16 protein-coding genes are annotated in these 16381 nt (G+C 67.6%); 7 read left to right on the top strand and 9 right to left on the bottom strand.

The window, feature by feature from the left end; translation table 11 throughout:
• Positions 1-16 precede the first annotated feature (16 nt).
• On the top strand, positions 17-361 hold the full coding sequence (locus BIZ42_RS11585) for a hypothetical protein (RefSeq protein WP_070426528.1): 345 nt from the start codon (positions 17-19) through the stop codon (positions 359-361).
• A gap of 39 nt (positions 362-400) precedes the next feature.
• On the opposite strand, the gene BIZ42_RS11590 is transcribed toward BIZ42_RS11585, so the two are convergent.
• Positions 401-1015 (bottom strand): hypothetical protein, encoded by a 615-nt coding sequence (locus tag BIZ42_RS11590; RefSeq protein ID WP_026070179.1) that lies wholly within the window; start codon positions 1013-1015, stop codon positions 401-403.
• A 317-nt stretch (positions 1016-1332) separates the two neighbouring features.
• Between BIZ42_RS11590 and BIZ42_RS11595 the strand changes: the two genes are divergently transcribed.
• Positions 1333-2250, top strand: a complete 918-nt coding sequence (locus tag BIZ42_RS11595; RefSeq protein WP_070427521.1) for an oxygenase MpaB family protein — start codon at positions 1333-1335, stop codon at positions 2248-2250.
• Positions 2251-2381: 131 nt separating this feature from the next.
• Here BIZ42_RS11595 and BIZ42_RS11600 read toward each other — a convergent pair whose 3' ends face one another.
• Positions 2382-4502 (bottom strand): M13 family metallopeptidase, encoded by a 2121-nt coding sequence (locus BIZ42_RS11600; protein WP_070426529.1) that lies wholly within the window; start codon positions 4500-4502, stop codon positions 2382-2384.
• Between the two features lie 306 nt (positions 4503-4808).
• Between BIZ42_RS11600 and BIZ42_RS11605 the strand changes: the two genes are divergently transcribed.
• Positions 4809-7757 carry an EAL domain-containing protein gene (locus BIZ42_RS11605; protein ID WP_070426530.1) on the top strand — a complete coding sequence of 983 codons (2949 nt, stop codon included), beginning with the start codon at positions 4809-4811 and terminating at the stop codon, positions 7755-7757.
• Between the two features lie 36 nt (positions 7758-7793).
• Here the strand turns inward: BIZ42_RS11605 and BIZ42_RS11610 are convergent, their stop codons facing one another.
• Positions 7794-8675 (bottom strand): LysR family transcriptional regulator, encoded by an 882-nt coding sequence (locus BIZ42_RS11610; protein WP_070426531.1) that lies wholly within the window; start codon positions 8673-8675, stop codon positions 7794-7796.
• A 111-nt stretch (positions 8676-8786) separates the two neighbouring features.
• Here BIZ42_RS11610 and BIZ42_RS11615 point away from each other — a divergent pair, with 111 nt between their 5' ends.
• Positions 8787-9596: a class III extradiol ring-cleavage dioxygenase gene (locus tag BIZ42_RS11615; RefSeq protein ID WP_070426532.1), complete on the top strand. Its 810-nt coding sequence runs from the start codon at positions 8787-8789 to the stop codon at positions 9594-9596.
• A gap of 131 nt (positions 9597-9727) precedes the next feature.
• Complete coding sequence (locus tag BIZ42_RS11620) at positions 9728-11371, top strand: Na+/H+ antiporter (RefSeq protein ID WP_070426533.1); 1644 nt, start codon at positions 9728-9730, stop codon at positions 11369-11371.
• A 144-nt stretch (positions 11372-11515) separates the two neighbouring features.
• On the opposite strand, the gene BIZ42_RS11625 is transcribed toward BIZ42_RS11620, so the two are convergent.
• Positions 11516-11767 carry a DUF3297 family protein gene (locus tag BIZ42_RS11625; RefSeq protein ID WP_019185745.1) on the bottom strand — a complete coding sequence of 84 codons (252 nt, stop codon included), beginning with the start codon at positions 11765-11767 and terminating at the stop codon, positions 11516-11518.
• 136 nt (positions 11768-11903) lie between these two features.
• Between BIZ42_RS11625 and BIZ42_RS11630 the strand changes: the two genes are divergently transcribed.
• The gene (locus tag BIZ42_RS11630) at positions 11904-12446 is read left to right on the top strand and encodes a hypothetical protein (protein ID WP_070426534.1); all 543 of its coding nucleotides are present in this window, start codon (positions 11904-11906) and stop codon (positions 12444-12446) included.
• A 42-nt stretch (positions 12447-12488) separates the two neighbouring features.
• Here BIZ42_RS11630 and BIZ42_RS11635 read toward each other — a convergent pair whose 3' ends face one another.
• From BIZ42_RS11635 to msrB, 5 genes are all read right to left on the bottom strand, one after another.
• The gene (locus tag BIZ42_RS11635; protein WP_019185747.1) at positions 12489-12764 is read right to left on the bottom strand and encodes a DUF4031 domain-containing protein; all 276 of its coding nucleotides are present in this window, start codon (positions 12762-12764) and stop codon (positions 12489-12491) included.
• Between the two features lie 14 nt (positions 12765-12778).
• On the bottom strand, positions 12779-13291 hold the full coding sequence (locus tag BIZ42_RS11640) for a hypothetical protein (protein ID WP_070426535.1): 513 nt from the start codon (positions 13289-13291) through the stop codon (positions 12779-12781).
• Positions 13292-13394: 103 nt separating this feature from the next.
• The gene (motB, locus tag BIZ42_RS11645) at positions 13395-14342 is read right to left on the bottom strand and encodes a flagellar motor protein MotB (protein ID WP_046272907.1); all 948 of its coding nucleotides are present in this window, start codon (positions 14340-14342) and stop codon (positions 13395-13397) included.
• A gap of 9 nt (positions 14343-14351) precedes the next feature.
• On the bottom strand, positions 14352-15206 hold the full coding sequence (gene motA, locus BIZ42_RS11650; protein ID WP_019185750.1) for a flagellar motor stator protein MotA: 855 nt from the start codon (positions 15204-15206) through the stop codon (positions 14352-14354).
• A 91-nt stretch (positions 15207-15297) separates the two neighbouring features.
• Positions 15298-15765 carry a peptide-methionine (R)-S-oxide reductase MsrB gene (msrB, locus tag BIZ42_RS11655; RefSeq protein ID WP_019185751.1) on the bottom strand — a complete coding sequence of 156 codons (468 nt, stop codon included), beginning with the start codon at positions 15763-15765 and terminating at the stop codon, positions 15298-15300.
• A 65-nt stretch (positions 15766-15830) separates the two neighbouring features.
• On the opposite strand from msrB, the gene BIZ42_RS11660 reads away from it, so the two are divergent.
• On the top strand, positions 15831-16313 hold the full coding sequence (locus tag BIZ42_RS11660; RefSeq protein ID WP_083279850.1) for a classical arabinogalactan protein 4: 483 nt from the start codon (positions 15831-15833) through the stop codon (positions 16311-16313).
• Positions 16314-16381: the final 68 nt, after the last annotated feature.

Below are 16381 nucleotides of genomic sequence, written 5' to 3' on the forward strand. Positions count from 1 at the left end.
TCGTCTGGAGCCTGCCATGCGTACCGCCGTTGTCGCCAGTCTCTGCGTGTTGATGCTGGCGGCCTGCCAGCAATCGAACGACACCTCCGTCACCCGCATCCGCGCCAACGGCGTGGATACGCTGTACAGCAAAACCACGGTCGACAACGGCGTGGCCAACTTCGACTGCATCGCCAGCAGCAGCGGCCGCTGCCATTACCTGGTGCTGGATGCGCGCTGCACGAAGGACGCAGACTGCCCCTATCCGCCGCTGCACCGGTTGGCGGTGGCGGTGGGCAAGACGGAGCAGATGGCCGGGCTCCAGGCCGGCTTCAAGCACTGCGTCAGCGCCGTCCAGAAAGAACAATGCCACCGTGAGTGATCACGGTGGCATCGTGGCTCCCCCCGCTTTTCAGTAGGGTCAGAACGCGGGCTGCAGATGCAGGTTGGTGCCGTTGGGCTGCTCGCCGACATGATTGAGCTGGCCCACCAGTTCGGTGTGCTGCTTCATCCGGCCGATCTCGCGCATGATGCGGATGTCCTCGTGGCGCAGCTCGCGCTTGGCACTCACCGCCTGCTTGTAATCCAGGACTTCCGGATAGTGCTGGGCCATGTCCAGCGCCTCGGCCACGCATTCGACCGTATCGGCATCGGAGGTGATGCGGGCGCGGCTGTTGAAGGCCTTCATCCAGCGCTCGAAGCCGGCGGTGTGATCGAACATGTTGGCCATGAACCAGATCACGAACAGGATCGACACCCATGAACCGAACACGATCACCACGCGGGTGAAGGTGATATGGAAGTCATCCTTCCACAGGTAGTTGCTGATCAGGCCGAGGATGAGCAGGGAGGACGCCTGCCAGCCCACGATCGAGGCCATCAGCCACTGGCCCTTGGCTTTGGCCAGTACCGCGACTTCTTCGCGGATCTGCTGTTCACTCTTGTTACGCCAATGCGCGACCTGTTTTTCGAACGGGCTGCTGTACAGCTCGTTGTCCTGCAACAGCAGACCCAAACCTTTGAACAAAGCGATCATGACGAGCTCCTTCTGGAACGTGCGGCAGCGCATTGGACGACGTTGTGGCGTATCCAGTTCTAGCACTTTCACGGCGCTTGGCAATGGGCAAAGCGCAAAGATCCGGCGCCATTTCTGCCTGAATGGGCAATCTCGCAGCGGATTTGCGCACTGCGGCACGTAAATCGCCGGGTAAATACGGCTCGGACGGCGGCTCCCATGCTGCATCTGCACATTGCGCAGACCCTGGCGGGCACCTGCCTCGCCAGCCCCACCGGTATCACGCAGAATTGACGCATCCGCGCGAAATGCCGGTCCGCTCGCCCTCGGTACTGCTGATGTCCTCCCTGCTGCGCTCGCTTGCCCGCCCTGCCACCGCCCCCATACGCCGCTGGGTGCTGGGCGCCTTCCCCCGCGGCCAGAGCGGGATCGACTACGACCACCCGCTGGGCGACCCCGGCTGGTTCGGCCCCGACAGCATCACCTGGCGGGTGCATGCCGAGTTTCCCGGCATGCTCGCCGGCGGCCTGTGCGCCCTGATGCTGCAGACCCTGCATCCATTGGCACTGGCCGGGGTGTACGACCACTCCAACTTCCGCGATGACCTGGTCGGCCGCCTGCGCCGCACCACCGCGTTCGTCGCTGGAACGACCTACGCACCCACCGCGGAAGTGGAGGCGCTGATCGCCAAGGTGACCCGCATCCATGCACAGGTGTGCGGTCACACCGCCGATGGCCGCGCGTATTCCGCCGACGATCCCGCGCTGCTCACCTGGGTGCACGTCACTGAAGCGTACGGTTTCCTGCAGGGCTGCCGACGCTATTGCCGGGACGTGCCTACGGCGGTCGCCGACCAGTACTACCGTGAGTACAAGCGCGTGGCCGAGGCGCTTGGCGCTGTAGACGTTCCCGCGTCGGAAGCGGAGGTGGACGCTTACTTCGCGCGCCATCAATCGCAGCTGGTGTTCGATGCGCGCTCGCGCGAGGTGCTGGCGGTGCTGTCAGGCATCCGCCTGCCGGTGCCGATGGCGGGTCTCTCGCGCGAGCTGTTCCTCGGTGCAGGTGCAGCGCTGCTGCCGGACTGGGCGACTGCGATGATCCAGCGCACGCCGATGCAGCGTGCGCAGTCGCGGGCATCGGCGGTGATGCTCAAAGGCATGGCGCCGTTGTTCCGGCGCGCGCTGCAGGATGGGCTGGCGACGCGGGCGTGCACGCGGATGGGTGTGTCGGCTGGGGTGCTTGCTGATTGGCCTTGAAGCGGCAAGTGCCCTGTGCCCGCTGGTTGGGTCGGGCACGCACAGGCTTCCGGGACCCGCTGCTCTACAGCGAAAAAAAACGGGCGCCGAAGCGCCCGTTCTCTCATCTCAGCAACGTGCGGTGACGCACCTCACCACACCTTGACCCGCTTCTCCGGCGCCAGGTACAGCTTCTGGCCTTCCTTCACCTCGAAGGCCGGATACCACGCATCCAGATTGCGCACCGTCAACGCACGGAACTGGCCCGGCGCATGCACATTGGTCAACAGCGAATTGCGCAGCGCCTGCTCACGCGCCTTGCTCCGCCATGCCTGCGCAAAGCCCAGGAAGAACCGCTGATCCGGCGTGAAGCCTTCCAGCGTCTGGCCCGGCTTGCCCTGCAGCGACAACTGATACGCATCGTAGGCCGTCGAAAGACCTGCCACGTCCGCAATGTTCTCGCCCAGCGTCAGACGACCATTCACCGATACCCCCGGGAACGGCGTGTAGCTGCTGAACTGCGCCGCCAGTGCATCGCCGGCCGCGTTGAACTTCTTCAGATCTTCGGGCGTCCACCAGTTCTGCAGCTTGCCCGTCTCATCGAACAGCGCACCGGCGTTGTCGAAACCGTGGCTGATCTCATGGCCGATCACCGCACCGATCGCGCCGTAGTTCACCGCATCATCGGCTGCGCCGTCGAAGAACGGCGGCTGCAGGATCGCGGCCGGGAACACCAGGCGGTTTTCCAGCGGCACGTTCATCGCATTGATGGTCTGCGGGAGCATCGCCCACTCGCTGTGATCCACCGGCTTGCCCAGCTTGGCGATGTTGCGGCGGTACTCGAACAGCTCCGCACGCTCGGCATTGCCCAGCGCGTCATCGCGCTTGATCTCAAGACCGGCGTAGTCGCGCCACTTGTCCGGGTAGCCCATGCCCACGGTCAGGCCATCCACCTTGGCCTTGGCACGCGCCTTGGTCTGCGGCGACATCCACTCCAGCGCATCGATGCGCTTGGCGAACGCAGCGATGATGTTCTTGGCCATCGCGTCCGCGCGCGCCTTGGTGGCCGGATCGAAATGACGTTCGACGTACAGCTTGCCGATCGCTTCGCCCACGGCATGGTTGCTGTCATCCACCGCACGCTTCCAGCGCTCGCTCTGCTGCGGGGTGCCGTTGAGCGTGGTGCCGTGGAAGGCGAAGCGCGCATCGGCAAACGACTTGGGCAGGTACGGCGCGGCGCGGTCCAGCGCATGGAAGGCCAGGTAGTCCTTCCAGACCTCCAGCGGCTCGGTGGCGACCAGGCGCGAGATGCCCGCGACGGCCTTGGGCTGCCACACGATGAAGTCCTGCTGGGCGTCCAGCCCGGCCGAGGCCAGGAACGCGTTCCAGTCCATGCCCGGGGCCTTGGCGCTCAGGTCGGCCTGCTTCCAGGCGTTGGCGCCCTTGGCGACGTCGTTGGTGTCTTCCTGGGTGGCGTGGGCCTGGGCGATCCTGGTCTCCAGCGCGAGGATGCGCTGCGCCTTGGCGGCCGGATCGGCGACGCCGGCCAGCTGCAGGACCTGGGCGATGTAGGCCTGGTACTGCTTGCGGATCTCGGCCATGCGGCCGCCCTGCAGGTAGAAGTCGCGGTCCGGCAGGCCCAGGCCGCCCTGCACCAGGTACGGCGCGGTTCGGTCCGGCTGCAGCAGATCCACCGAGACCCACACGCCGAACAGGCGGTCGGTGTAGAAGTTGGTGGCGTTGAGCAGGTCCACGTCGGCGCGCAGCGTGCCGCCGAGCGCGGTGGCCAGCGCGGCCTTGTCGCTGATCCCGGCGATGGCGTCCAGTTCCGGTTTGACCGGGGCGACGCCGCGCGACTCGATGCCGCTCTCGTCCATGAAGGCGGCGTAGTAATCGCCGATCAGCTTGGCCTCGCCCTCGGCCTTGGTGTCGGCCGCGGCGCCTTCGAGGATCGCGCGGGTGTCGGCCAGGGTCTTTTCGGAGATGACATTGAAGCTGCCGTAGCTGGAGCGGTCGGCCGGGATCTCGGTGTTCTTGACCCAGGTGCCGTTGGCGAAGCCGAAGAAGTCATCGCCGGCGGCGACGCTGCGGTCCATGCCGGCGGCGTCGAAGCCGAAGCTGCCCAGCTGCGGCTTGGGCGCGGCCGGTTCGGCCGGGGTGGTCTCGGGGGCGGCCGCGGCCGGTGCAGTGGCCTCGCGGTCGCAGGCGGCCAGGCTCAGCGACAGGCTGGCGGCAATGGCGAGCATCAGGGTGGGGCGGCGCAGCTTGGACATTGAGCTTCTCAGCAACGGAAACACCCAAGTCTAATCCCGTACCGGGCGCGCGGTTATGCCGGCTTCGGCGGCATCGGGTACCGGGTGTGCCGGTCTTCCGGGTTCACTGATGTGAACCCCGGCCGCGGTGCTTCCCGTGCCGTACGCGCTGGTGCATGCTGGGGCCTGCACGGATTCCGCGGGCGCCGGCTGGCGCCGGTGTGACGAGCAAGGCGTCAAGAATCCCGGGCAGCGGCCGCTCAGGTTTGGGGAAACCAGGAAGCGTTTACAGATGAAGTCAGCCTGTCGTTCGGGAAAAGGGTTGCGATGCCCGCGTTGAACCGTGCCCTGGCACGGCCACTGCGGACGTTCGTGTGGCTCGGGGTATCCCTGGGCGTGCTGCTGGGCGCCGGGCTGGTGGCGACGCTGCTCAATGACTGCCAGCGACGGCAGGAAGCCGCGCAGCGCCAGAGCTCGGCGCTGGCCACCGGCGCCCAGCGCCTGCTGCGGCTGGAACTGCGCAACCTGGAGCGGGTGATGCAGGGCATCTCCCGCGATGGCGCGCTGCTCTTCCAGCGGGTGCCGGCGCAGGCACCGGACCTGCTCGATGCCAGCATCGCCGGGGCGCTGCAGCGGCATGCCGAACTGCACAGCATCGTGGTGGTCGACCAGTACGGGCGGGCCCTGACCAGTGGCAGCGGCGACCTGCAACTGCCGCTGTGGGCGGTGGATGGCAATCGCGGCCTGGGCAGCCAGATTTTCCTCGGGCCGCCGCAGGCGCTGGATGCCGCGCACTGGATCCTGCCGCTGGCGCTGCCGATGGGCGGTGACCGCTGGCTGTTGGCACGGCTGCGCACGGCGGAACTGCAGGCCATCATCGGCGGCATGGATACCGGCGATGCCGGGGTGGTCTCGATCACCGACCCGCATGGCTACGTGCTGGCGCGCAGCCCGGATCCCGGCGCCGTGGCGGGGCGTCGCTTCGGGCTGGCCAAGCGCGAGCTGCTGCGCCGCGACGCACTGACCCCGCTGGGCACCGAGACCAGTGCCGTGGATGGCATCGAGCGCATTTCCAGCCTGAGCACGCTGGCCCAGTACCCGCTGGCGGTCTACGCCGGACTGGGCCGGCGCGATGTGCTGGCGGCCTGGTGGCCGTATGTGCAGGCCTCGATCGGGGTCTACCTGCTGTACTGGGCGCTGTTTGCCGCGGTGTATGTCAGCCTGCGCCGCGCCACCCGCGACCAGGACAGCCTGAGCGAGGAACTGCGCACCGGCCATGCCGAGCTGCGCATGGCCCATCAGGTCGGCAAGGTGTGTACCTGGTACGTGGACGAGGATGCCTGCCTGCTGCGCTGGTCGCCGCTGGCCCGTGAGATCTTCGGCATCGACATCGAGAGCCTGCCCGTCGCGGATTTCTTCGCGCGCGTGCACCACGACGACACCGCGCGCATGCAGCAGGCCTTCGATGCCGCCTTTGCCGGCAGCGGCGTGCTCGATGAGATGTTCCGCCTGGTGCTGCCGGGTGGCGCGACCCGCTGGGTTGCCGCGCGCGGCCAGCGCGTGGCGGTGGTGGACCGCCAGCGCCGCATGATCGGTGCGTTGACCGATGTCAGCGAGCGGGTCGATGCGCTGGCCCGGGTGCAGCAGGCCGAGCGCCAGTTCCGGCTGCTGTTCGACCGCAATCCGGCGCCGTTCTGGGTGTTCGATCCGGACACGCTGCGCTTCCTGGAGGTCAACGAAGCGGCGGTGCGCCAGTATGGCTACAGCCGCGATGAATTCCTGGCGATGAGCATCCTGGACATCCGCCCGCGCGAGGGTTGGGAGGAGATCCGCGGGGCGATCGCGCAGGCCCGCATCGGCGATGTGCAGGACGCGCAGGTGCGCCTGCACCAGCGCAAGGACGGCAGCGTCTTCGAGGTGCGTGCGCATCTGGCGCGGTTGGATTTCGATGGCCGCCAGGCCTGCCTGGTGCTGGCCGAGGACGTCAGCGAGCGGCTTGCCTATGAGCGCGACCTGGCCTACCACGCCACCCACAACCCGGCGACCGGCCTGCTCAATACGCGTGCACTCGCCGCGCAGCTGGACGAGGAGGGCGGGGCGTACACGATCGCGTACGTGCAGTTCCGCGGCCTGCAGCTGGTCTCGGACACGCTCGGCCGCGAGGTCGGCGACGTGGTGCTGCAGGCGATGGCCAAGCGCCTGGGCGGGCTCGGCGTGCGCTACGGGCTGCTGGCGTTCCAGCCCGCCGAGGATTTCATCTTCGCCATCCGCGACGACCATCAGCGCCAGACCGCGCTGGACACCCTGGTGCAGACTGTTTCCGAACCGGTGCGGGGGCAGGATTGGCTGCACCAGTTCGAGCCGCGCATCGGTGTCGCGGTGAAGGCCGGCGACGATGCCAGCACCGCCGAACAGGTGATCGGCATGGCCGCGCAGGCCGCCCACGCGGCGCGCGACGAAGGCAACGTCATCGCCTGGTACGACGCGACCGTCAGTTCGCGCCTGGCCGAGCGGCTGCGCCTGGCCGGGCGCATCCACAGTGCGATCGACACCGAGTTCGAGCTGTATTACCAGCCGATCTGCCACGCCAGCGACGGCAGCCCGGCCGCGCTGGAAGCCCTGCTGCGCTGGCCCCAGGCCGATGGCAGTTTCATTCCGCCGGGCGAGTTCATCCAGCTGTGCGAAGACACCGGTCTGATTCTCGCCCTGGGCCGCTGGGTGATCCGCGCTGCGGCGCAGGCGCAGCGGCAGCTTGTCGACGCGGGCTGGGACCTGCCCATCGCGGTGAATGTCTCGGCGGTGCAGTTCTTCAACAGCGACCTGGTGGCCGAGTTCACCCGCGCCAGCCACGAATTCGGGCTGGCCCGCGGTGCGCTGCAGGTCGAGCTGACCGAAAGCAGCCTGATGCGCAAGCCGGGCCAGGCCAAACAGACCATGCAGCGCCTGCACGAGCAGGGCATCTGCATTTCGCTGGATGATTTCGGCACCGGCTATTCCAACATGTCCTACCTGCAGCACCTGCCACTGGACATCCTGAAGATCGACCGCAGCTTCGTGGCCGACGTGGAAACCAACCCGCGCAACGCCTCGATCTGCCGCGCGCTGCTGTCACTGGGCCACAGCATGGGGCTGACCATCATCGCCGAGGGCGTGGAAACGCCCGGCCAGCTGCAGTGGCTGGCCGCCCATGGCTGCGACCAGGTGCAGGGCTATCTGCTCGGCCGGCCGATGCCGCTGGCACGGCTCATCGGGCAACTGGAATCGGTGGAGGCATAGCGCCGGGTGGTGTCTGGTGGCGGGTGCCGCGCGGCATCACGCCAGGGCGTCCACCAGGTAGTCGATGAAACTGCGCACCTTCGGGGCCAGGTGGCTGCGGCTGGTGTACACCGCATGGATGCCCACGCCCGGCACCTGCCACTCGGGCAGCACGCGCTCCAGCCGCCCATCGGCCAGCGCGTCGGCGACCAGGAAATCCGGCTGCACGATGATGCCCATGCCGGCGATCGCGGCCTCGCGCAGCACATCGCCGTTGTTGGCGCGGACACCGCCGTGCACGGGCACCGAGACCTCCCCCCGTGGTCCCTGCAGTTGCCATGCATCGCCACCGGCCCAGTAGCTGTAGCTCAGGCACTCGTGCGCGGACAGGTCTTCCGGCTGCTGCGGGCGCCCGTGCGCGTCCAGGTACGACGGCGCCGCGCACAGGCTGATCTGTGCGTCGCCCAGCTTGCGCGCGATCAGGGCCGGGCTGGGCTGGCGGGTGATGCGGATGGCCACGTCATAGCCTTCTTCGACCATGTCCACCAGACGGTCGGACAGCGACAGGTCCAGTTCCACCTGCGGGTAGCGCGCGCGGTAACCGGCCAGCAGCGGGCCCAGGCGGGCGATGCCATAGCTGACCGGCGCGTTGATCCGCAGCCGCCCAGACGGCTCCAGCGCCTGCGCGCTGATGCCGGCTTCCAGCGCGTCGAACTCGGCCAGCAGCCGCACGCACTCGGCGTAGTAGGCCGCGCCCGTGCTCGTGGGGCTCACGCGGCGGGTCGTACGGTTGAGCAGCCGGGTCGAGAGGCGCTTTTCCAGCGCCGCGATCTGCCGGGTCACCCCGGCGGTGGACAGGTCCAGGGCCTGCGCGGCGGCACTGAAGCCGTTGCGCTCGACCACGGCGACAAACACACGCATGGCGTCCAGAGTGTCCATTGTTTCTTTTTCCGAAATAAACAGCGTCGATGCATCGTATTTATTGGCCGATCTGTCCGCAATACGCTGATCTGCAGATCGACCCGTTGGGTCCTGCCATTGGAGTCCGCGATGTCCCGCTTGCCGTCCCTTTATATCTCCCATGGCTCGCCGATGACCGCACTCCATCCCGGTCTGGTGGGCGAGCGCCTGGCCGCGCTGGCGGCGCGCCTGCCGCGCCCGCGCGCGATCGTGATGGCCTCGGCGCACTGGCTGACCCATCAGCCGGCGGTGGGCGGCCACGCCCAACCGCCCACCCTTCACGATTTCGGCGGTTTCCCGCAGGCACTGTTCGACCTGCAGTATCCCGCCCCGGGCGAGCCCGCGCTGGCGCAGGAGGTCGCGCAGCGGCTGGGCGCTGCCGGTCTGCCGGCCGCGATCGATCCGCAGCGCGGTCTCGATCACGGTGCATGGGTGCCGCTGCGGTTCCTGTATCCGCAGGCGGACATCCCGGTGGTGCCGCTGGCGATCCAGCCACTGCTCGGGCCGGCCCACCAGTTCGCGCTGGGGCGCGCGCTGGCGCCGCTGCGCGAGCAGGGCGTGCTGTTGATCGGCTCGGGCAGCATCACCCACAACCTGCACGATTGGCGCAGCTACGCGGACGGCAAGGAGGCGCCTTATGTGCGCCCCTTCATCGAATGGGTCGAGCAGCGCCTGGCCGCCGATGACAGCGCTGCGTTGATCGATTACCGCCGCCAGGCCCCGCACGCGGTGCAGGCGCACCCCAGCGACGAGCACCTGCAGCCACTGCACTTTGCGATGGGCGCCGCCGGTGGCGAAGCGCTCGGTGCGCAGCGCATCGATGCCGGGATCGATGCCGGCTTCCTGGCGATGGACATCTATCGCTTCGATGGCGCCGACGCGCAGCAGCGCGCCGCGTGAGGGGCCTGCTGTCCGCCGACTGAGCCTGCCGCGCCCCGCGCATTCGCGTGGCGGCGCACGTGTGGTACGTTTTTTCCTGTTTCCGGCGCCGGCTGTCCGCAGCCTCCCCCGCGCTGCTTACTGGAAAATGCATGCATACCATTGAAGTCGTTCTGGCGATGCTGGTGGCGGTGGTCGCCAGCGGCTACCTGGTCCGCGTATTGCCGTTGTCGCTGCCGTTGCCGCTGGTGCAGATCGGGCTGGGCGCGGTCATTGCCGGGGTGTTCAACCGCGGCCACGCGCTCGAGCCGGAGATGTTCTTCCTGCTGTTCCTGCCGCCGCTGCTGTTCCTGGATGGCTGGCGCATCCCCAAGCAGGGCCTGTTCCGCGACAAGGGCGTAATCCTGGAACTGGCCTTCGGGCTGGTCGTGTTCACCGTGATCGGTGCCGGCTTCCTGATCCACTGGATGATCCCGGTGATGCCGCTGGCGGTGGCCTTCGCGCTGGCGGCGATCATCTCCCCGACCGACCCGGTGGCGGTCAGCTCGATCGCCTCGCGCGCGCCGATTCCCAAGCGGCTGATGCACATCCTGGAAGGCGAGTCGCTGCTCAACGATGCGTCCGGCCTGGTCTGTTTCCGCTTCGCGGTGGCGGCGGTGATGACCGGGACCTTCTCGCTGGCGAATGCCTCGCTGACCTTCCTGTGGGTGGCGGTGGCCGGACTGGCGATCGGCGTGGCGGTGACGCTGGGCGTGTCCACCTTCCAGCGCTGGCTGTGGCGGCGCTTTGGCGAGGAGCCGGGTGCGGCGCTGCTGGTCAACCTGCTGATCCCGTTCGCGGCCTACCTGCTGGCCGAAGAACTCAATGCGTCGGGCATTCTCTCGGCGGTCGCCGCGGGTGTCACGATGAGCTACGTGGAGCTCACCGGCCGCGTCTCGGGCAGCATGCGCGTGCAGCGCACGGCGGTCTGGAACATGCTGCAGTTCAGCTTCAACGGGATCATGTTCGTACTGCTGGGCGAGCAGTTGCCGGGCATCGTGGAACGCGCGATCAAGACCGTCAGCGAGAGCGGGCACCACAGTGCGTGGTGGCTGCTGGTCTATGTGGTGGTGATCAACCTGGCGCTGGTGCTGCTGCGCCTGGCCTGGGTGTGGCTGTCGCTGCGCTGGAGCCTGCTGCGTGCGCGCCATCGGGGCGAGGCCCGGCAGGGCACCTCCTGGCGGATCGTGGTGGCGACCTCGGTGGCGGGCGTGCGCGGTGCGATCACCCTGGCCGGCGTGCTGACCCTGCCGTTGTTCCTGCCCGACGGCAGTGCCTTCCCGGCACGCGACCTGGTGATCTTCCTGGCCGCGGCGGTGATCCTGATTTCGCTGGTCGGTGCCAGCATCGCGCTGCCGCGCCTGCTCAAAGGCCTGGAACTGCCGGCCGATTCGGGCGAGCGGAAGGAAGAGGACCTGGCACGCAAGCTGGCCGCCAAGGCCGCGCTGGCCGGCGTGGAGCGCACGCGCCAGCAGCTGGTGCAGAACCAGACCACCGAGAACGTGCAGCTCTACAACGACGCCGCCTCGCGGGTCAGCCTGCTGTACCAGCGCAACCTGGAGAAGGAAGCCGGGCCGGATGCGGATCCGGAGAAGGTCAAGCGCATGGAGCAGGGCTATCGCCAGCTGCGCACCGCGGGGCTGACCGCCGAGCGTGAAGAGCTGTTCCGCCTGACCCGGCGGGGCAAGATCTCCGATGAGATCTCGCGCAGGCTGATCCGCAATCTGGACCTGCTGGAGACGCGGCAACGCGATTGAGGCCGCACCGTGCCACGGGTAGAGCCACCCCATGGGTGGCTGCCCTTCGTCCCTGACGCGAGGGTTCCAGTGGGTCCGCGCAGCCACCCGTGGGGTGGCTCTACCCCGCCACACGTGGATCAGACGTCTCCGGCAGACGTGGGATCAGGCGTCCGGCTTCTGATCCAGGAAGTAGGCCACCACGGTGCCCTTGACCTTGATCGTCATCGGGTTGCCGCGGCGGTCGCGGGCCTTGCCGGCCTGCACGCGGATCCAGCCTTCGCTGACCGAATATTCTTCAACGTTGTCGCGCTCGACATCGTTGAAACGGATGCCCACGCCGCGCTCCAGCGCAGCGGCATCGTGGAAGGGGCTGGCCGGGTTGATCGCCAGGTGATCGGGAGGGGTATCGCTCATGGTCACAGGATGCTGACGACCACCAAGGCCGTCTTCTGCCGCACAGGATAAACCGCAGCGGGCCCCACGCCGAATTTCGCTTCCTGCCAACGCCCTTGCACGGCAGAATGCGCCCCTGTCTCCAGGATTACCGGCCATGCCCGACAACAGCGATTATTTCGACTTCGAAGAAGAAGAGCGCGATTTCGACGAGGACGATTTCGAGGCGCGGATCTGGAATCTGTTCGTGCTGATCAACCCGGGCGATGAAGAACTGGCGCTGCAGCAGTTCAACCGCTGGCGCGAGGCGCTGCTGGAAAGCGGCGAGGGCATCGATGAGGACGCCGACTGGCTGCCGCCGATGATGGCCGCGATTGCCTGGCAGTCCGGGTTCGAGGTGGAGCGGGGCGATGCCGATGCGCTGATGTCGGCGGTGAACGAGCTGTCCGCGCGCTGGAACCTGCAGATCGACTGGGGCGGCGACCTGGACGATGAAGACTTCGTGGCGGAGGTGGATGCGCCGATGTTGATGACCACCGCCCACGACCGCCTGCGCGAGCACAACTACGCGCTGTGGAGCGTGGATACCGGCAATGACACGCTGGCCGGCTGGATGGCGCTCAACCGCGATGACGATGCGATGCTGGCGCTGTGCTCGCTGCTGGGCGTGGAAGTACGGCCGGGCAGCGATCCGTTCTGAGGGCGCGATTGCGGCCTGCGCATGCCGACCCACGGTCGGCAGCTACGCCTGATACTGGCTTCTTGCGTTGGCGATCACGGCTTTGACCCGTTCGCGGTCCGTATGTCGTGAGATGGCCTGTGCGCCCAGCGCGATGGCCTGCAGGCGCAGCGGGGCGGGCACGTCGTAGTGCGCGCCGCTGCGGCGGTTCTGGAACGCCCGCCGTGGAATCCCGAGCTGCGCCGCCATGGCGTGCAGCTCGGGCAGGGTGTCGGCCATCAGATGCGCCCAGCGCTCGCCGCGCCAGGGATGTACTGCATCGTCGATATAGACCGTCACCGGATCGCCGTGGCTCAGGCCTGCGGCTTGTCGTCGCTGGCGGCCGGGGCGGCGTCGGCGTCGGCATCGGTGCCGGCCTCGTCTGCCACCTTGGCGTCGTCGCCGGCGTCGGCAGCGGTTTCGGCGTCTTCGCCTTCCTCGCCTTCCACACCTTCAAACTCGGAGACCAGCTGGGCCAGGTACTCGTCGGCGGTCTTGCCTTCGTCGGCGGCCAGGTCGTCGATCAGCTGCTGCAGCTGGGTCGAGTACTCCAGGTTGACCTTGCGGCCTTCCTTTTCCTGGACGTTGGACAGGTGCTTGAGCATGGCCAGCATCGGCACCGGGTTGTCGGCGTTGCCCATGGTCTGGCCGCCGATGGCCAGCAGCCACTCGGTGCCCTGCAGGCCGATCGCGGCGACGACCTGGCCTTCTTCGTTGGTCAGCACGGCATGGTTCTGCACCGGCTGCTGGGCGTTGAGGCGGTTGATCGGGCGCTTGGGCTGCTGCTTCTTGCGCTTGTCGCGCTTGGCCTTGGACTGCTTGGACATGGGTGCGGTCTATCTACAAAAGGAAAGACCCATTGTAGTGCCGGCCGCTGGCCGGCTCCACGGATTCCCTGAATTCCCTCTGCTGCCGCCTTCGTCGCACCCCTCAGGGCGCGACAGCCGGCGCGAGCGTCGCCTGGATATCGGCATCGGCAGCGGTGGGCGACAGGGCAACTTCCTGCCCGGCGCCGGCCAAGGCTGCCGCTTCGGCTGCCTTGGTCATCACCACGATGCTGATCCGGCGGTTGATCGGGTTGTCCGGCTGCGTGCGGTCGAACAGCACCGAGGAGGACAGCCCGACCACCCGGGTCACCTTGTCCTCGGTCATGCCGCCATCAAGCAGCGCCCGCCGGGCGGCATTGGCGCGGTCGGCGCTGAGCTCCCAGTTGCTGTAGCCGTGGGCCGCGTTGTAGGCGGTGGTGTCGGTATGGCCGGTGATGCTGATCCGGTTCGGCACGTGGTTGATGAACTGCGACAGCTCGCGAAGGATCGCGCGCGTGTAGGGCTTGAGCGAGGCACTGCCCATGTCGAACATCGGCCGGTTCTGCTTGTCCACGATCTGGATGCGCAGCCCCTCCGGAGTGAGGTCGAGCAGCAGCTGATCCTTGAACGGTTCCAGCGCCTGGCTCTTGCTGATCGCTTCTTCCAGCTCCTGCTTGAGCGCTTCAAGCTGGCGTTTCTCGCGCTCGCGCTCGTCCTGCTGCGGCACGGGCCGGGAGGCCTGCTGGTTCTGGAAGGGATCGTTGCTGTTGCCGCGCGAGATGTCGGTGGCGCCGCCCAGCTTGATCATCGAGGTGCTGGCGCCGCCCGGTCCGGCCATGCCCGGGGCCGGGGTGGAGCTGCTGCCGGCCAGCGGGCTGGGGTTGCGGAAGTATTCGGAAATCGCCGCGCGCTCGGGCTTGCTGGTGGCGGCCATCAGCCACAGCACCAGGAAGAAGGCCATCATCGCGGTCACGAAGTCGGCGTAGGCCACTTTCCAGGCACCGCCATGGTGCGCGGCATGACCGGCCTTCTTGACCCGGCGGACGATGACGGTGGGTTTGGTCTCGGCCATGGCGCTGCCTTACTTGACCGTCTTGAGGTGCTGTTCGAACTCGCTGAAGCCCGGGCGCACGTTGGACGGCAGGGTCTTGCGGGCGAATTCCAGGGCGATCTTCGGGTTGTAGCCGCGCAGGCAGGCCAGCAGGGCGGTCTTCACCGATTCGTAGATGCGTGCATCCTGTTCGGCGCGCGCTTCCACGGCCGAGGCCAGCGGGCCGACGAAGCCATAGGCCAGCAGGATGCCCAGGAAGGTGCCGACCAGTGCGCCGGCGACGTGCGCGCCGACTTCCGTGATTTCCCCGCCGATCGAGCCCATGGTGATCACGATGCCCAGCACCGCGGCGACGATGCCGAAGCCGGGCAGGCCGTCGGCGACCTTGTTGAGCACCGCGGCCGGCTGCATCGCCTCGCCATGGTGCTTCTCCAGCTCCAGCTCCAGCAGCGGCTCCAGCTCGTGCGGCTCGATGTTGCTGCCGATCATCAGGCGCAGGCAGTCGGTGATGAAATCGACCAGGTGGTGGTCGGCCTGCACCTTGGGGTAGTTGGCGAAGATGCTGCTTTCGGCCGGGCGCTCGACGTGGTCTTCCAGCGCCATGAATCCTTCGCGGCGGGCCTTGTTGAGCAGCTCATAGAGCAGGCTGAGGACGTCGATGTAGTCCTGCTGCTTGTAGCGTGGCCCCTTGAACACGCCCACGGTGGCCGCCAGGGTCTGCTTCACGGTTTTGACCGGCGTGCCGACCAGGAACGCACCCAGCGCCGCACCGCCGATGATCACCAGTTCATAGGGCTGCCACAGCGCGCCGAGTTTGCCGTGCGCCCCGACATAACCGCCGAGCACGCTGAGGATGACGACGAGAAGTCCAACGATGATGAGCATGGGGCCGACGCGGGAAGGGGATACCTCCATGTCGGCCCCTTCACACCCTTTCTGAAGGGGGGCGTTCGCTCGACGTCACACTTTCCCGGATTCAGCCTGCCGGGCCAGCCTCGGCACCACCGCGTTGCAGCGGGTCCGGATAGGCCTGCCCATTGGGGGTGAACGACAACGAGACCGAGTTCAGGCAGTGGCGTTCATGGGTCGGCGGCGGGCCATCGGGGAAGACATGGCCGAGATGGCTGTCACACCGCGCACAGACGATTTCGGTGCGGACCATGCCATGGCTGGCATCGCGGATCTCGCGGACATGGGCCGGATCGAAGGGGGCAAAGAAGCTCGGCCAGCCGGTGCCGGAGTCGAATTTGGTGCTGGAGCGGAACAGCGGCAGGCCGCACAACCGGCAGCCGTAGACCCCGTCCTGCTTGTTGTCCAGGAACACCCCGCAGAACGGCGCCTCGGTGCCGTGGTGCAGGAGGACACGCTGCTCATCGGCGCTGAGGCCGGCCACCAAGGCCTGGCGCTGGGCGTCGGTAGGTGGGGACAGGTCAAAAGCCGTCATAAAGGTTCCCTATTGGTATGGCAGTTAGATTGGGCTTTTGCCTCTCAAGGTACAAGCCGGCATTCATGGTGCTGATACCCGTGCAGGTGCATGGTGAAGACCTGAACCGCCGCCGGGAGATCACCATGTACCGCCCACGCCGCCTTGCCGCTGCCCTGCTGGCGTTGCTCCCATTGGGCGCGGCCGCGCAGATCGGGCCGCCACCCAGCCCCACCGCGACCCGCCCGGTCGTGGCCCCGCCGCCGACCCCTGCGCCCCTGCCGATCCCCGCGCAGCCGGCCCCGGCCGACAGCCTGTCCGGGCAGATGGCGCCGGTGAAATCGTCCTCGCAGACCCAACAGCGGCTGCGCACGCACCCGATCCAGAGCAAAGGCCCGTCGCAGCCGGCGCCGATGCGGGGGCCGGCCGTGCAGAGCAAGGTCTACGACCGAAACGGCCGGATCATTCCGGGGGTCAAGCAGGTGGGCCCCAACCGCGTCCTCGATACCCGCACGGGGCGTTACTACGACGCGGTGCCCAGTGGCGATGGCCAGCAGATAAAACCGTGAGGGCTGCGGCGCTGGGCCGCGGAGCATAAATGGTTTACATCGGGCTGCCCGCAGTCATCGCCGTCAAC

It is taken from the genome of Stenotrophomonas sp. LM091, from assembly GCF_001806305.1.
Taxonomy (GTDB): domain Bacteria; phylum Pseudomonadota; class Gammaproteobacteria; order Xanthomonadales; family Xanthomonadaceae; genus Stenotrophomonas; species Stenotrophomonas bentonitica_A.

What these genes read in the sequence shown, in the direction of transcription:
- BIZ42_RS11615 (WP_070426532.1), top strand. Translation starts at nt 8,787, where the DNA reads ATGTCCCGCTTGCCGTCCCTTTATATCTCCCATGGCTCGCCGATGACC.
- BIZ42_RS11640 (WP_070426535.1), bottom strand. Translation starts at nt 13,291, where the DNA reads ATGTCCAAGCAGTCCAAGGCCAAGCGCGACAAGCGCAAGAAGCAGCAG.
- motB (WP_046272907.1), bottom strand. Translation starts at nt 14,342, where the DNA reads ATGGCCGAGACCAAACCCACCGTCATCGTCCGCCGGGTCAAGAAGGCC.
- BIZ42_RS11625 (WP_019185745.1), bottom strand. Translation starts at nt 11,767, where the DNA reads ATGAGCGATACCCCTCCCGATCACCTGGCGATCAACCCGGCCAGCCCC.
- BIZ42_RS11610 (WP_070426531.1), bottom strand. Translation starts at nt 8,675, where the DNA reads ATGGACACTCTGGACGCCATGCGTGTGTTTGTCGCCGTGGTCGAGCGC.
- BIZ42_RS11620 (WP_070426533.1), top strand. Translation starts at nt 9,728, where the DNA reads ATGCATACCATTGAAGTCGTTCTGGCGATGCTGGTGGCGGTGGTCGCC.
- BIZ42_RS11595 (WP_070427521.1), top strand. Translation starts at nt 1,333, where the DNA reads ATGTCCTCCCTGCTGCGCTCGCTTGCCCGCCCTGCCACCGCCCCCATA.
- BIZ42_RS11600 (WP_070426529.1), bottom strand. Translation starts at nt 4,502, where the DNA reads ATGTCCAAGCTGCGCCGCCCCACCCTGATGCTCGCCATTGCCGCCAGC.
- motA (WP_019185750.1), bottom strand. Translation starts at nt 15,206, where the DNA reads ATGCTCATCATCGTTGGACTTCTCGTCGTCATCCTCAGCGTGCTCGGC.
- BIZ42_RS11585 (WP_070426528.1), top strand. Translation starts at nt 17, where the DNA reads ATGCGTACCGCCGTTGTCGCCAGTCTCTGCGTGTTGATGCTGGCGGCC.
- BIZ42_RS11605 (WP_070426530.1), top strand. Translation starts at nt 4,809, where the DNA reads ATGCCCGCGTTGAACCGTGCCCTGGCACGGCCACTGCGGACGTTCGTG.
- msrB (WP_019185751.1), bottom strand. Translation starts at nt 15,765, where the DNA reads ATGACGGCTTTTGACCTGTCCCCACCTACCGACGCCCAGCGCCAGGCC.
- BIZ42_RS11630 (WP_070426534.1), top strand. Translation starts at nt 11,904, where the DNA reads ATGCCCGACAACAGCGATTATTTCGACTTCGAAGAAGAAGAGCGCGAT.
- BIZ42_RS11590 (WP_026070179.1), bottom strand. Translation starts at nt 1,015, where the DNA reads ATGATCGCTTTGTTCAAAGGTTTGGGTCTGCTGTTGCAGGACAACGAG.
- BIZ42_RS11660 (WP_083279850.1), top strand. Translation starts at nt 15,831, where the DNA reads ATGGTGCTGATACCCGTGCAGGTGCATGGTGAAGACCTGAACCGCCGC.